Annotated in this window: 12 protein-coding genes; 6 read left to right on the top strand and 6 right to left on the bottom strand. The window is 66.6% G+C overall.

Going from position 1 to position 14,527, the window contains the following annotated elements:
• Positions 1–119 precede the first annotated feature (119 nt).
• The gene (locus IC762_RS33665; protein ID WP_195786370.1) at positions 120–773 is read right to left on the bottom strand and encodes a S24 family peptidase; all 654 of its coding nucleotides are present in this window, start codon (positions 771–773) and stop codon (positions 120–122) included.
• 209 nt (positions 774–982) lie between these two features.
• Here IC762_RS33665 and IC762_RS33660 point away from each other — a divergent pair, with 209 nt between their 5' ends.
• Positions 983–1,327 carry a DUF952 domain-containing protein gene (locus IC762_RS33660; RefSeq protein ID WP_195786369.1) on the top strand — a complete coding sequence of 115 codons (345 nt, stop codon included), beginning with the start codon at positions 983–985 and terminating at the stop codon, positions 1,325–1,327.
• A complete protein-coding gene (locus IC762_RS33655) occupies positions 1,324–2,421 on the top strand; it encodes a quinone-dependent dihydroorotate dehydrogenase (RefSeq protein ID WP_195786368.1) in 1,098 nt (365 codons plus the stop codon). Before IC762_RS33660 ends, IC762_RS33655 begins: the two co-directional genes overlap by 4 nt.
• A 158-nt stretch (positions 2,422–2,579) precedes the next feature.
• Here the strand turns inward: IC762_RS33655 and IC762_RS33650 are convergent, their stop codons facing one another.
• From IC762_RS33650 to IC762_RS33635, 4 genes are all read right to left on the bottom strand, one after another.
• Positions 2,580–3,902: an MATE family efflux transporter gene (locus IC762_RS33650; protein ID WP_195786367.1), complete on the bottom strand. Its 1,323-nt coding sequence runs from the start codon at positions 3,900–3,902 to the stop codon at positions 2,580–2,582.
• Between the two features lie 109 nt (positions 3,903–4,011).
• Positions 4,012–4,317 (bottom strand): DUF6460 domain-containing protein, encoded by a 306-nt coding sequence (locus tag IC762_RS33645; RefSeq protein ID WP_195786366.1) that lies wholly within the window; start codon positions 4,315–4,317, stop codon positions 4,012–4,014.
• Positions 4,318–4,511: 194 nt separating this feature from the next.
• Entirely contained in the window at positions 4,512–6,371 is a 1,860-nt protein-coding gene (locus tag IC762_RS33640; RefSeq protein WP_195786365.1) for a cisplatin damage response ATP-dependent DNA ligase, read from the bottom strand.
• On the bottom strand, positions 6,368–7,423 hold the full coding sequence (locus IC762_RS33635; protein WP_195786364.1) for a ligase-associated DNA damage response exonuclease: 1,056 nt from the start codon (positions 7,421–7,423) through the stop codon (positions 6,368–6,370). The genes IC762_RS33640 and IC762_RS33635 overlap by 4 nt, the downstream gene beginning before the upstream one ends.
• Before the next feature lie 155 nt (positions 7,424–7,578).
• Between IC762_RS33635 and IC762_RS33630 the strand changes: the two genes are divergently transcribed.
• The 4 genes from IC762_RS33630 (at position 7,579) to pdeM (ending at position 13,461) form a co-directional block, all read left to right on the top strand.
• Positions 7,579–8,505, top strand: a complete 927-nt coding sequence (locus IC762_RS33630; protein WP_195786363.1) for a class I SAM-dependent DNA methyltransferase — start codon at positions 7,579–7,581, stop codon at positions 8,503–8,505.
• A 152-nt stretch (positions 8,506–8,657) separates the two neighbouring features.
• Positions 8,658–9,884 carry an ABC transporter substrate-binding protein gene (locus tag IC762_RS33625; RefSeq protein WP_195786362.1) on the top strand — a complete coding sequence of 409 codons (1,227 nt, stop codon included), beginning with the start codon at positions 8,658–8,660 and terminating at the stop codon, positions 9,882–9,884.
• A gap of 244 nt (positions 9,885–10,128) precedes the next feature.
• On the top strand, positions 10,129–12,738 hold the full coding sequence (locus tag IC762_RS33620) for a ligase-associated DNA damage response DEXH box helicase (protein ID WP_195790402.1): 2,610 nt from the start codon (positions 10,129–10,131) through the stop codon (positions 12,736–12,738).
• Positions 12,739–12,789: 51 nt separating this feature from the next.
• Entirely contained in the window at positions 12,790–13,461 is a 672-nt protein-coding gene (gene pdeM, locus IC762_RS33615) for a ligase-associated DNA damage response endonuclease PdeM (RefSeq protein WP_195786361.1), read from the top strand.
• Positions 13,462–13,641: 180 nt separating this feature from the next.
• Here the strand turns inward: pdeM and IC762_RS33610 are convergent, their stop codons facing one another.
• Positions 13,642–14,505, bottom strand: a complete 864-nt coding sequence (locus IC762_RS33610; protein WP_195786360.1) for a LysR family transcriptional regulator — start codon at positions 14,503–14,505, stop codon at positions 13,642–13,644.
• Positions 14,506–14,527: the final 22 nt, after the last annotated feature.

The raw sequence follows: 14,527 nt of genomic DNA, 5'->3' as shown, positions 1-14,527 counted from the left end.
GACCACGAATGGTTGTTGTTAGAAAGCCGTCTCGCCGCTTGCCCATTGCGCCGGCCGCCGCGTATGGGTCCCGGCCTGCGCCGGGAGGACATCGGTTTTGTGGCGAATGAGTCGCGTCGCTACTGGCTCACCCACACGATCCGCGCGATCCATTCGACCTCCTCGGCATCCAGCATGCGGTCGGGATGCTCGGGGTTCAGCGATGCGAGCTCCAGGAGCTTGGCGCTGCGCCGCTTCAGCTCCTTCACCATCACCTCGCCGCCTGAGGTGCGCACCACGACGCGATCGCCGCGGCGGATCGCGGTGGCGGGCGAGACCACGATGATGTCGCCCTCGCGATAGGCCGGCTTCATCGAATCGCCCTCGATCTCCAGCGCATAGGCGTGCTCGTCGCTGGTCCCGGGCAGCGCGATCTCGTCCCAACCCTTGCCGGCGGGAAAGCCGCTGTCGTCGAAATAGCCGCCGGCGCCGGCCTGGGCGAAGCCGAGCAGCGGCACCGACTGGCCGCCGCGGCCGCCATCGCCCAACAGCTGCACGAAGGTCTCCATGCTGGCATTGGTCGCGGCCAGCGCCTTCGAGACCGACTCGGTCGACGGCCAGCGCTCGCGCCCGTCGCCGGTGATGCGCTTGGATTTGTTGAACGTGGTGGGGTCGAGGCCGGCCCGCTTGGCGAGGCCGGACGGCGACAGTCCGGCGCGCTCGGCGAGCCGGTCGAGCGCCGCCCAGACCTGGGCGTGGGTGAGGGGGCGAGCGGCTTTGGGTTGTTTGGCCATCGAGGGCATCCCGGGAAAGCTCTAGGAATTATTACCTCAAACCGGCCGTCTCTGCAATTCTGTCGAGAGGTATTGCGCAGCGCCGCTTGAGTTGCGGCGCCGCCGCCGATACGGTCGCCCGCGTCTGGGGACCATCGGTCAATCCGGATAAAAGCCCAAGAGACTCAAGGACAAACAAGAGACTCAAGGACAAAAGGGAACGTCGGCACGTGCCTATGATCTACAAAATCACCCCCGCCTCGGCCTGGCGCGAGGCCGAGCGGCAGGGCGTGTACCGGGGCAGTGCGGACGACCTGCGCGACGGCTACATCCATTTCTCCACCGCCTCCCAGGTCGCCGAGACTGCCCGTAAGCATTATTCCGGGCAGACCGGTCTATTCCTGGTCGCGGTCGATGCCGATGCGCTCGGTGACGCGCTGCGCTGGGAGCCGTCGCGCAACGACGAATTGTTTCCGCATCTCTATGGCGAGCTCGACCTCGGCGCGGTCACCGAGATCCTCGATTTGCGCGCACGCTCCGACGGCGGCCACGATGTTCCGGAGTTGAAGCCGTGATCCGCGCCTTCGACGCCTTCTCGCTGCCGCTGCTGCGCTGGTTCGATCCCGAGGATGCCCACCGCATGGCGATCCAGGGCTTGAAATTGCTGCCGCCGATCCGGCAGCGGGTGGACGATCCCAAGCTCGCGGTGCGCGCCTTCGGCCTGAACTTCCCGAACCCGGTCGGCATGGCGGCAGGCTTCGACAAGAGCGCCGAGGTGCCCGATGCACTGCTGCGGCTCGGCTTCGGCTTTGTCGAGATCGGCTCGGTGACGCCGAAGCCGCAGGCCGGCAACCCGAGGCCGCGGCTGTTTAGGCTCGAGCGCGACGAGGGCGTGATCAACCGGATGGGCTTCAACAATGATGGCGCGGACGCCGTGCTGCGCCGGCTCGCCACCCGCGCCAGCGGCGGCGGCATCATCGGCGTCAATGTCGGCGCCAACAAGGATTCATCCGACCGTGTCGCCGACTATGTCAAGCTGATCGAGACCTTTGCGCCGGTGGCGAGCTATTTCACCGTCAACGTCTCCTCGCCGAACACGCCGGGCCTGCGCAACCTGCAGCAATCGGCCGCGCTCGACGATCTCCTGTCGCGCGTGATCGATACCCGCGAGCGGGTGCGCAGGAACGCCGGCGATTCGCCGGTGCTGCTGAAGATCGCGCCTGACCTCAGCCTCGCCGAGCTCGACGACGTCGTGCACATCGCCCGCTCGCGGCGGGTCGACGGCATGATCGTCGCCAACACCACGCTGGCACGCCCCACGACCTTGCGCGAGGAGACCCGGGCGCAGGAGCAGGGCGGCCTGTCCGGCCGGCCGCTCTACCGGCTCTCGACGCGGATGGTGGCTGAGACCTATGTGCGCGTCGAAGGCGCCTTCCCGTTGATCGGTGTCGGCGGCATCGATTCCGGTGGTGCCGCGCTGACCAAGATCCGCGCCGGCGCCAGCCTGATCCAGCTCTATTCCTCGCTGGTCTACAAGGGCATCGGCCTGGTCGAGGACATCAAGCGCGACCTGTCGTCGACATTGCTGCGGACGGGGCGCGATTCGCTGTCCGAGATCGTCGGCGCCGATGCTGCGACCATCACCGCCGAGGAGTGGCCGGTAAGGTAGGTGCGGAGCGCCACCCACGCCACTGTCATCCCCCGCGCAGGCGGGGGATCCAGTACGCCGCGGCTTCTGGATTTTGATCCTGACGTCCCCGGAATACTGGATCGCCCGCTTTCGCGGACGATGACAGCTTCATTCGGGCTAAGACAGCCGCATATGAACTACGATTTGAACGATCTTCGCAGCAGCGCCGGATAGCGCAGCCCCTGAAAGCTGCCGCGGGCGATGTAGAAGCAGAGCAGCGCGGCCCACAGGCCGCTGTTGCCGAATGAACTGAGCGCCCACCAGACCGCCAGGAACGCCAACAGCGACAGCAGCATCAGGTTGCGCATCTCGCGCGCCCAGGTGGCGCCGACATAGATGCCGTCGAAGCCGAAGGCGAACACGCCGGGCAACGGCGCCAGGATCACGAACAGCAGGAAATCGCGGGCATAGCGGCGCACCTCGGCGTTCGTCGTCATGAGGTCGATCAGGTCGGGCCCGAACAGCGCGAAGATGACCGAGACGGCAAGCGCGAAGCCTGTGCCCCATGTCAGCACCAGCCGGGTCGAATCGGCAAAGCCCCTGGCGTCGCGCGCACCGAAGGCGCGGCCGCAGAGTTGCTGGGCGGCGTTGGCGAGACCATCGAGGAAGAACGCCGAGACCAGCAGGAAATTGTTCAGCACCGAATTCGCCGCCAGGGTCACGTCGCCGTCGCGCGCGCCCTTGGCGGTGAAGAACAGGAACACGATGATCAGCGCCGCGGTGCGGATCATGATGTCGCGGTTGACCGCCAGCATCCGCATCAGCTTGGTGCGGTCGAACAGCATGGCGCGCGACAGCACGAGGTCCGTCCGTGCGAGCCGCCACGCCACCAGGGCGCCGAGCGCGAAACCGGTCGCCTCCGCCGCCACGGCGGCAATCGCAGCACCCGCGATGCCGGTGCGGTAGACCGAGACCAGCAGCACGGTCGCTGCCACATTGATCAGGTTGATCACGATCTGCAGCAGCAGCGCGGTGTTGGCGCGCGCCTGTCCGACCAGCCAGCCGAGGATGACGTAATTGGCGAGCGCCAGTGGCGCCGACCAGATCCGGATCATGAAGTAGGTTTTTGCGGCGCGCGTCACGCCTTCGCTGCCGCCCATCAGCTGGAACGTGACCGCGGCGAGCGGCACCTGCAAAACGATCAAGGCTGTGCCGATCAGGCCGGCGACGATGAAGCCGCGCACCAGGATCGCGGCGAATTCCTGCGTCTCGCCGGCGCCCAGCGCCTGCGCGGTGAAGGCCAGCGTGCTCATGCGCAGGAACGCGAACAGCCAGAACAGGCAGTCGAAGATGACGGAGGCCATCGCCACGCCGCCGAGCAGCGCGGCATCGTCGAGGCGGCCGATCGCCGTGGTCGAGACGATGCCGATCAATGGCGTGGTCAGGTTCGCGACCATCGCGGGACCGGCGATGGCGAACACCTGGCGCGAGGTGATCCGGGGATGAATGGGCGCGTGCATGGCTATGGTTGTGAACAATGCACGCTTCTATCGCCCGATCCGTGCCTCGGCCATGCCCGAATTGTCCTCAGAGCAATGCGCTGGCGAAGGGACAGCCGACAAGCTGCAATCAGCGGCCCCGCGGTGCGCCGAACAGCCGCGACAGCAACCAGATCGGGAGCACGACCACGGCGCCGAGCAGGAAGTAGCGCCAGGCCCAGTTGATCGCGTCGAAGCCGAAATCCCAGATGTTCTGGAATAGCTTGCGGATGCTGTAGAGGATGTTCCAGGGATCGAATCCAACGGTGGCGAGCACGACGCCGACCAGGATCGAGAGCAGGATCAGCCGAAATGCCACCGCGAGCGGCGATCCGCCGAGGAAGCGGTACAGGCCGTCATTCTGGCTGGCCGGCAAGTCCCTGATGTCGTTCGGCATCACTGTCTCCAATAGCGTTTTCAAGCGAAGCGGACCGGTTCGCGTGAAGAGAACGCGTCAAGATCAAACCCAGACCTTGGTTCTGATATCATCAGAACCAAGGTCTGGCGGAATCGCCTGGCAATTATAAATCACGGCCAAGCACATGGGAAACCCGCGGGCCGCGATCAATATCCGCCATGCCCATTTCGGGTTTAACTTCCTGTCATACTGATTAACATCCGTTCAAGCGTCTCCAGCCGATCGGCCTCGCGCGGCGGTTTGTCCCAACGCAGCCGGCTGATGCGCGGAAAGCGCATCGCGACGCCGGATTTGTGGCGCGGCGAGCGCTGCAAGCCCTCGAAGGCGACCTCCAGCACCAGCCCCTGGTCCGGCTCGTGCACGACATGGCGGACGGGGCCGAATTTTTCCGTAGTGTTGCGGCGAACGAAGCGGTCGATCTGCAACAGCTCCTCGTCGGTGAAGCCGAAATAGGCTTTTCCGACCGGCACCAGTTCTTCGCCGTTCTCACCGCGGGTCCAGACGCCGAACGTGTAGTCGGAGTAATAGGACGAGCGCTTGCCGTGGCCGCGCTGGGCATACATCAGCACGGCGTCGATGATGTGCGGGTCGCGCTTCCATTTCCACCACGGCCCCTTCGGTCGTCCGGGAAGATAGGGTGCGTCGCGCCGCTTCAGCATGACGCCCTCGACCGCGTCGGCATCGTCACCCGCACCGGCGCTTTTCGGATCGGCACGCGCCGCGGCCAATTCGTCCCAGCTCGCGAACCGAATCGTCGGCGACAGGTCGATGCGCGGGTCGCTCAGCTTGGCGACAAAGCGCTCGAGATGGGCGCGGCGTTCGACGAAGGGCAGCTCGCGCAGATCGTTCTCGTCGTCGCCGAGCAGGTCGTAGGCGCGCAGATGGATCGGAAATTCCTTGATCAGCTTTGGCGAGACCACTTTGCGGTTGAGCCGCTGCTGCAGCACGTTGAAGGTCTGCACGCGACCGTCGCGCAGCACCAACAGCTCGCCGTCAACAGCGCCGGGCAGATGCAGCGACGGCACCAGGTCCGGAAAGCTGCCGGTGATGTCTTCACCAGTGCGCGAATAGAGCCGGGCCTGGACGTGACCGCGCTCGTCGCGCCCGGACACCGCCTGCACGCGGATGCCGTCCCATTTCCACTCCGCGCTGAAATCGGCAGCGTCGAGGTTGGCGAAATCCGTGTCCTCGATCGCATGCGCCAGCATCACCGGACGGAACGGGGTCGGATCGCGGTTGACCGGCTTGTCGCCGCGGCCCTCCAGCCAGGCGAACAGGTCGAGATAGGGCGGCGCCAGCCCCGGCCACATCAGCTCGATCTCGTGCGGGTCCTTGTCGCCGAGCGCGGCGGCCGCGGTCTTCGCCAGCCGCGCCGAAATGCCGATCCGCATCGCGCCGGTGACGAGCTTCAGCAGCGCCCAGCGCCCGGTCTCGTCGAGCTCGTCCAGCCAGCGCGCGAGCTGCGCCGGCAGCTCGGCCTTGCCGAGCGTGCGCAGCGTGGTGACGACGTCGGTGAGGGTCGGGGGTGGCGGGTTGTTGTGGGTGCGAGTGATCTCGCTGGCATCTCGCCCGCGGTACCCCTCTCCCCCTCCCTCCCCCGCAAGGGGGGAGGGAGCCTGTCCGCCGTCGCGTCCCTTACTTCCGTCAATCACCTCAAGAGCGCTGTGAGGTGAGCACGACGGTTGGGCTCCCTCCCCCCTTGCGGGGGAGGGTTGGGGAGAGGGGTGGCCCAGCAAGGATTCGTTGTGAGATGCACCGACCGCCTTCGGCCACATCAGTGCAACCGTCTCGGAGAGATCGCCGACGTAATCGTACGAATAGCCGAACAGCACCGGATCGGCCCGCTCCGTGATCAGGTCGCGGATCAGGCCGGGCTTGGCGTGCTTGAACGACAGCGCGCCGGTCAGCGCCGCCAGCGCGTAGCCGCGGTCGGGGTCCTCGGTCTCGCGGAAATAGGCAACCAGCAGCTTGATCTTGTTGTTGCGGCCGGGCTCGTAGGCGAGGCGGTCGAGCAATTGGGCGAAGCGGTTCATGCGTCTGCCTCGCCGGCCGGCTCGGCCTCGCTGACCGCCGCCGTCTCGCCTTCGTCCTCGTCGCCATAGCCGACCAGATCGAGCGGCCGCGCCGCAAGACCCCTGGTCTTGCACCAATGCACCAGCGCGTCTTCCTGGCCGTGCGTCACCCAGATCTCGCCGGCGCCGGTGGCGTCAATCGTCGCCGTCAGCCCATCCCAGTCGGCATGATCAGAGATCACCAGCGGCAATTCGATGCCGCCTTGGCGAGCGCGGGCGCGCACCCGCATCCAGCCCGAGGCAAAGGCGGTGACCGGATCGGGGAAGCGCCGCGTCCAGACGTCGGATGTCGCGCTCGGCGGCGCCAGCGTGATGGTGCCGGCGAGCTCGGCCTTCTTCATGCCGCGTGCCGGCCTGAGCTCGCCGAGCGCAATCCCGCGCTCCTGATAATAGTAGGTGATCTTCTCCATCGCGCCGTGCAGGTAGATCGGCGCGTCGTAGCCGGCCTCGCGCAGCAGTGCGATCACGCGTTGCGCCTTGCCGAGCGAGTAGGCGCCGACCAGATGCGCGCGCTCCGGAAACAGTTTGACGGATGCCAGCAGCTTGTTCACCTCGGCGGCGGCGTCGCCATGGCGGAACACCGGCAGGCCGAACGTTGCCTCGGTGATGAAGACGTCGCAAGGCACCAGCTCGAACGGCGCGCAGGTCGGGTCGCGCGCGTCCTTGTAATCGCCGGAGGCGACGATGCGGGTGCCCTTGCAGGTCACCGCGATCTGGGCCGAGCCCAGCACATGGCCGGCGGGATGGAAGCTGACCGTGACGTCGCCGAGCTGGATCGCCTCGCCGTAGCTGACCGCCTGGGTCGAACCCGCAAAATTCTCGCCATAGCGCAGCCGCATCATGTCGAGCGTCTCCTGCGTCGCGAGCACCGCGCCGTGGCCGGGGCGGGCATGGTCGGAATGGCCGTGGGTAATCAGCGCACGCTCGACCGGCCGCACAGGATCGATGTGGAAGCCGCCCGCCTTGCAGCACAGGCCGGCGGGAACGGGCATCAGGATGTCTTGCGGGCGCATGGCCTCAATATAGGCACGCGATCCGCGATGTTTAGCCGTCAAGCGCGGGCTTGACCCGCGCATCCATCTCCGGAAAAAGTTCTCCCTTTGATGGATGACCGGTCATCCCCGATCGGGTCGGGGACAGGACCCCGGCCATGACAACCGGTTCTAGAATGCCCCTCCGCCTGTTCCTGTCCTCCGGCGATCTCGTCGCCGACCGCCGCTACGAATTCGCCCGCGACCTGCAACTGAAGGGCGATTTGCCTGCCGCGGCCGAGGTGCTCGAACAGGCGATCGAGCTTGCGCCGAAATTCGCCTCGGCCTGGTTCACGCTGGGCGAGATCCGCAAGCAGCTCGGGCAGCGTGAGGCGGCGCTCGCGGCCTTCCGCGCCGCGCGCGAGGCCGATCCCGACGACCATCACGGTGCCAGCCTGCGCCTGATGCAGCTCGGCGCCGAGGCGGTTGCCGGAATGCCGCCGGCCTATGTGCAGGCGCTGTTCGACCAATATGCGCCGCGCTTCGAAGCTGCCCTCGTCGGCGGTCTCGACTATCGCGGGCCGGCGCTGCTGTTCAAGGCGGTACTGTCGGTGCGCGCTTCCGTCAAGAAGCCGGCCTTCTTCAAGCGCGCGATCGATCTCGGCTGCGGCACCGGCCTTGCGGCCGACGCCTTCGCGAAGCACGTCGACCATTTCATCGGTATCGACCTGTCACCGCGCATGATCGAGAAATCGCGCGCAACCGGCCTCTATGCCGAGCTCGAGGTCGACGACATGCTGAAGGGCATTTCGAGCAAGCCCGATGCCAGCGCCGAATTGATCCTCGCCGCGGATGCGATGGTCTATGTCGCCGATCTCGCGCCGGTGCTTGCCGAAGCACGGCGCGTGCTGGTCCCGGGTGGCGTGCTGGCGTTCACGGCCGAGACGCATGACGGGGAGGGTGTCATCGTCGGCGATGGCCTGCGCTACGCGCACAGTGCGGCTTATGTGCGCGCGTCCGTTGCCACCGCGGGGCTCACTTTGGCCCATCTCGACAATCTGTCCGCACGTAATGAAGATAATATCCCCGCGCCCGGACTGGTCGCTGTCGCCGTGAAGCCGTGATCCTTCACCTTCTCCCGCAAGGGAGAAGGTAAGAAACTTGAGTCTACACGCTACGCATTTGCCGTGGCGTGGCATGACGCCGCGAACCTTTGACTCCGTGCTTGCCCGCCGCAAAACGGAATGCGACAGCTTGCTCTCCAGGGAGAGAAACAATGAAAAAGCAGACCCGGCGCGAATTCGGCGCCATTGCATTGTCGGCCGTTGCAGCGTCGGTTTTGCCCGCACCGTTCGTGTGGGCGGCTGAAAAGAAATACGATCCGGGCGCCAGCGACACCGAGATCAAGCTCGGCCAGACCGTGCCGCATTCGGGTCCCGGCTCGCTCTATGGCGTGCTCGGCCGCGTCGGCGAAGCCTATTTCCAGATGATCAACGAGAAGGGCGGCATCAACGGCCGCAAGGTGAAATTCCTCACCATGGACGACGCCTACAGCGCGCCGAAATGCGTCGAGGCGACGCGCCGTCTCGTGGAGCAGGAAGAGGTGCTGGCGCTGTACGGCTCGCTCGGCACCGCGCCGCAGACCGCCGTGCACAAATATCTCAATTCCAAGGGCGTGCCGCAGCTCTTGCTCAACACCGGCGCCTCGAAGTGGAACGATCCGAAGAACAACAAATGGACCATGGCGGGCCTGCCGCTCTATCCGACCGAAGGGCGGATCCTGGCCAAGCACGTCGTTGCCGTGAAGCCGAACGCCAAGGTCGGCATCCTCTACCAGAACGACGATTTCGGCCGCGACTTCCTCGGCCCGTTCAAGAAGGTGCTGGCCGATGCCGGCGGCAGCGCGCAGGTGATCATGGAGCAGACCTACGATCTCACCGATCCGACGGTCGATTCCCAGCTCATCAATCTCTCGAAGTCCGGCGCGGACGTTTTCTACAACATCACCACCGGCAAGGCGACGTCGCAGTCGATCCGCAAGGTCGCCGAGCTCGGCTGGAAGCCGCTGCAGCTGTTGTCGGCAGGCTCGACCGGCCGCTCGATCCTCAGTGCCGCCGGCTTCGAGAACGCCAAGGACATCGTCGCGATCCGCTACGCCAAGGAAGCGGGGCCGGGGCGCTGGGAGAAGGATCCGGACTCGATGGCGTTCGAGGCGCTGCGCAAGACCTACCTGCCCAATATCGACCCTGACAACACCATCGCCTATGCCGGCTATGGCCAGGTCGTGACCATGGCGGAAATCCTGCGCCGCTGCGGCGACGAGATGACCCGCGCCAACGTGCTGAAGCACGCCTCGACGCTCGCCGGCTTCCACTCGCCGTTCTTCCTCGACGGCGTCAATTACAGCTATACGCCCGACGACTACACGCCGATGAAGACGCTCTACATCTCGATCTTCAACGGCAAGGACTGGGATATCTCGGACAAGCCCGTGGTGGAGTAGGGGGCGGGTAAATCGGTGTCGTCGTCCCGGCCGAGTGCGCAATTGCGCACGGGGGCCGGGACCCATTACCACAGGGTCGAGTTGTTGCAGAAAGCCGACGCCGCTTGTGCCCGTTCCACGGGCCGCGGCGTATGGGTCCCGGCCTTCGCCGGGACGACGTGGAGGGATTGGCGCTCCCTCTGCCACCTGCCGCCATTTCTGCCCGACCCTCGACGAAACCGCCGCAACCACTTACCTCTTGGGCGTGTCGACGCTCGATCTCTTTTCCGCTCCGCCGCCGGAGGCGGCCGACCTGCTGCCGCGCCGGTTTCGCGACTGGTTCGCTTCGCGTGGCTGGTCACCGCGCGCGCATCAGCTCGCGCTGCTGGCGAAGGCACACGAACAACGGTCGGCACTGCTGATCGCACCGACCGGCGCCGGCAAGACGCTGGCGGGGTTTCTGCCGACGCTGGTGGAGTTGAGCGGGGAAAATGATCAGAGAGCCCTCGCAAGGGGGGAGGGAGCCCTACCAGCGGGAACCTCCTCACGTGTTGTCTCCACCGGCCGCTCGGTCCGCCGCAGCGGTGGTCTTCACACGCTCTACATCTCGCCGCTGAAGGCGCTCGCGGTCGATATCGCGCGCAATCTGGAGACGCCGGTCGCTGAGATGGGGCTGCCGATCAAGATCGAGACCCGCACCGGCGACACGCCGGGGTCGCGGCGGCAGCGCCAGCGGCGCTATCCGCCTGATATTCTGCTCACCACGCCGGAGCAGCTCGCGCTGCTGCTCGCCTCCGACGACGCGCCCTATCTGTTTTCCTCGCTGAAGCGCATCGTGCTCGACGAATTGCACGCGCTGGTCACCTCCAAGCGCGGCGATCTGCTGTCGCTTGGGTTGGCCCGGCTGTGGACGATTGCGCCGCAGATGCGCGCCATCGGCCTCTCGGCGACGGTCGCCGAGCCCGAGCAGCTCGCGCGTTTCCTGGTGCCGCAGCCGGGCGGCGAGCGCGCATCCGCCGACGTCGTCACCGCCGGCGGCGCCGCGCCGCCTGTCGTCGAGATGCTCGACACAAGGGAGCGGTTGCCATGGTCCGGCCATGGCGCGCGGCATGCGCTGCCCGAGGTCTACGAGCTGATCAAGCGCAACAAGACCACGCTGGTGTTCGTCAACACCCGCAGCCAGGCCGAGATGCTGTTCCAGGATCTCTGGCGCATGAACGACGACGTCCTTGCGATCGCGCTGCATCACGGTTCGCTCGACGTCGCGCAGCGCCGCAAGGTCGAGGAGGCGATGGCCGCCGGAAAACTGCGCGGCGTGGTCTGCACCTCCTCGCTCGATCTCGGCGTCGACTGGGGCGACGTCGACCTCGTCATCAATATCGGCGCGCCCAAGGGATCGTCGCGGCTGATGCAAAGAATCGGCCGCGCCAACCACCGCTTCGACGAAGCCTCACGCGCCGTGCTGGTGCCGGCCAACCGCTTCGAAGTGCTGGAGTGCCGCGTCGCGATCGACGCCATCGCCGAGAATGCGCAGGACACGCCGCCGCTACGATCAGGCGCGCTCGACGTGCTGGCGCAGCATGTGCTCGGCTGCGCCTGCGGCGAGCCGTTCTTCTCCGACGAGCTCTACGCCGAGGTCAGGACTGCGGCGCCCTATGCCGCGCTGTCGCGTACCGATTTCGACGACGTCGTCGAATTCGTCGCCACCGGCGGCTACGCGCTGAAGACCTATGAGCGGTTCGCCCGCATCAGGCAGGACAAGCAGGGCCGCTGGCGGGTCGCCAATCCCAAGGTGCGGCAGAGCTACCGCCTCAACGTCGGCACCATCGTCGAGGAGACCATGCTGAAGGTGCGGCTGGTGCGCTCGCGCGCCGGCGGATCCGGTTCGACCGGCGCGATCGCGCGCGGCGGCCGCATGCTGGGCGAGATCGAGGAGGTCTTCATCGAGGGCCTCGTGGTCGGCGACACCTTTGTCTTTGGCGGCGAAGTCGTGCGCTACGAGGCGCTGGTCGAGGACCAGGTCTATGTCTCCCGCGCCAACGACAAGGATGCCAAAGTGCCGTCCTACATGGGCGGCAAGTTTCCGCTCTCGACCTATCTCGCCGAGCGGGTCCGCAAGCTGCTCGACGATATCAGCGCCTGGAACGCATTGCCGGACCAGGTGCACGACTGGCTGTCGCTGCAAAAGAAATTCTCCCGCGTGCCTGCGGTGCGTGAGCTCTTGGTCGAAACCTTTCCGCGCGGCGGCAGCCATTATCTGGTCTGCTATCCCTTCGAGGGCCGGCTCGCGCACCAGACGCTCGGCATGCTGCTGACGCGGCGGCTGGAACGCGCCCGCGCCCGTCCGCTCGGCTTCGTCGCCAACGAATATGCGCTCGCGGTCTGGGGCGTCGGCGATCTCTCCTTGATGATCCGGCAGGGCAAGCTCGATCTCGACGCGCTGTTCGCGCCCGACATGCTCGGCGACGACCTCGAGGCGTGGCTCGAGGAATCCGCGCTGATGAAGCGGACCTTCCGTTACTGCGCCATCATCTCCGGCCTGATCGCCCGCCGCTTCACCGACGAGGAGAAGTCACGCCGCCAGGTGCTGTTCTCGACCGACCTGATCTACGACGTGCTGCGCAAGCACCAGGCCGACCACGTGCTGCTGCGCGCCGCCCGCGGCGATGCCGCCACCGGCCTGCTCGATCTGCGCCGTCTGGGCGACATGCTGTCGCGCATCCAGGGGCGAATCACCCACAAGGCGCTCGACCGGGTTTCGCCGCTTGCCGTGCCCGCGCTGCTGGAAATCGGCCGCGAGTCAGTTTATGGCGAAGCATCCGACGAGCTCCTGGCCGAGGCGGCCGAGGAACTCGTGCGGGAGGCGACGACTTAAACCTGGGAACGGGACGTGACGGCAAGCGCGCAGGTTCTGGATGGTGATGAGATGCGCGTTGCGAAGGTCACGGTGGCCGATGTCGGCTTCGTCGCCGATTTCTCCGGCGCGCTGTTCTGGGAAGAGCAGCGCCTGCTGGTCGTCTCCGACCTGCATCTCGAGAAGGGCTCGAGCTTTGCCGCCCGCGGCGTGCTGCTGCCGCCCTACGACACCGTCGCCACGCTGAGTCGGCTGGCGTCCGTGATCGCGCGGCACGATCCGCGGCAGGTGATGGCGCTCGGTGACAGCTTTCACGATCGCAACGCGCATCAGCGGCTGTCGGAGCCGGATCGGGAGGCGCTGGCGGCGCTGCAGGCGCGGCGCAACTGGATCTGGATCTCGGGCAATCACGATCCGGCGCTGCCGCCCGATCTCGGCGGCGTGGTCGCAACCGAGGTCGCGATCGGCCCGATCGTGTTCCGCCATGAGCCGACGGGTGCGAGCGGCGAGATCGCCGGCCATCTGCACCCCAAGGCCCGCGTGCCGACCCGCGGCCGCGCGATCGAGCGCCGCTGCTTTGCCAGCGACGGGGAACGCGCGGTGATGCCGGCGTTCGGTGCCTACGCCGGAGGCCTCAGCATCCGCGACGCGGCGTTCGCAAAAATCTTCGGATCGCCGGGCTTCATGGCGCACGTGCTCGGCGACAACCGCGTACACGCGTTCGCAGCGTCGCGGTGTTATTGATAACGGCGTCGCGCGACACACTCGCTGTCGTCCCGGGCAAGCGAAGCGCGACCCGGGACCCATAACCACCGATGACTATTGCGACACTGCGCTGGGGCCACAGCTCGCTTCAGCAACGCAACCCTGTGGTTATGGGTCCCGGCCTTCGCCGGGACGACATCGAAAGTGCGGCGTCATCTCTCACGCCGCCTTCACCTGCACGGTTTCGCAGAACTCCGCGAGCCGTTCCGCCAGCCGCAGCGTCGCGGGGCTGGCCTGGGGGGCGGCGACCAGCGCGACCTCGGTCTTGTCGATCGGCGCAAAGCCTTCTTTCGCGGTGAGCACGCGGTGATCGGCCTGGATCGCCATTTCCGAGAGAATGCTCAGTCCCATGCCGGCCGCGATCGCGGCCTGGATGCCGGAGAGGTTCGATGAGGTGTAGGCCATATGCCAGCTGCGCCCTGCGCTCTCCAGCGCATGGATGGCGCCGGCGCGGTAGAGGCAGCCGAGCGGGAAGCCGATCAGCGGCACCGATCCGCTCGTAATGTCGCGCGGATGGTGCTTGCTGGTGACCCAGTGCACGCGCTCCGGCCATGCGGCGATGCCGCCCTTCTCGCCGGCGGCGCGCTTGAACAGCGCGAGATCGAGCTCGCCGCGCTCGAGGTCGCGGCGCAGCTGCGTGCTCTGATCGGTGCGGACGTCGAGCCGCAGTTCGGGATGCGCGCGCGAGAAGGCGGCCAGCAGCCGGGCCAGCCGGAACGCGGCGAAATCCTCGTTCACCCCAAGCCGGATTGCGCCTTGATTGCCCGGCTGCGACACCACATCGCGCGCCTCTTCCGCGAGCGCCAGCAGTCGCCGCGCATAGGACAACAGCCGCTCGCCGGCTTCGGTCGGCGTCACGTCCTTGCCGTTGCGGATCAGAAGCGGCTGGCCGACGTCCTCCTCCAGCCGCTTGATCTGCTGGCTCACCGTCGACTGGGTGCGGTGGACGCGCTCGCCCGCGCGGGTGAAGCCGCCGGCATCGACCACCGAGACGAAACTGCGCAGCAGCTCCAGGTCGAGCATCACTGTCTCCATTCGAAAATCA

Source organism: Bradyrhizobium genosp. L, assembly GCF_015624485.1.
Classification (GTDB): domain Bacteria; phylum Pseudomonadota; class Alphaproteobacteria; order Rhizobiales; family Xanthobacteraceae; genus Bradyrhizobium.
Note: the sequence above shows the minus strand (reverse complement) of the source record. Positions and strands in the feature narration are given on the sequence as shown.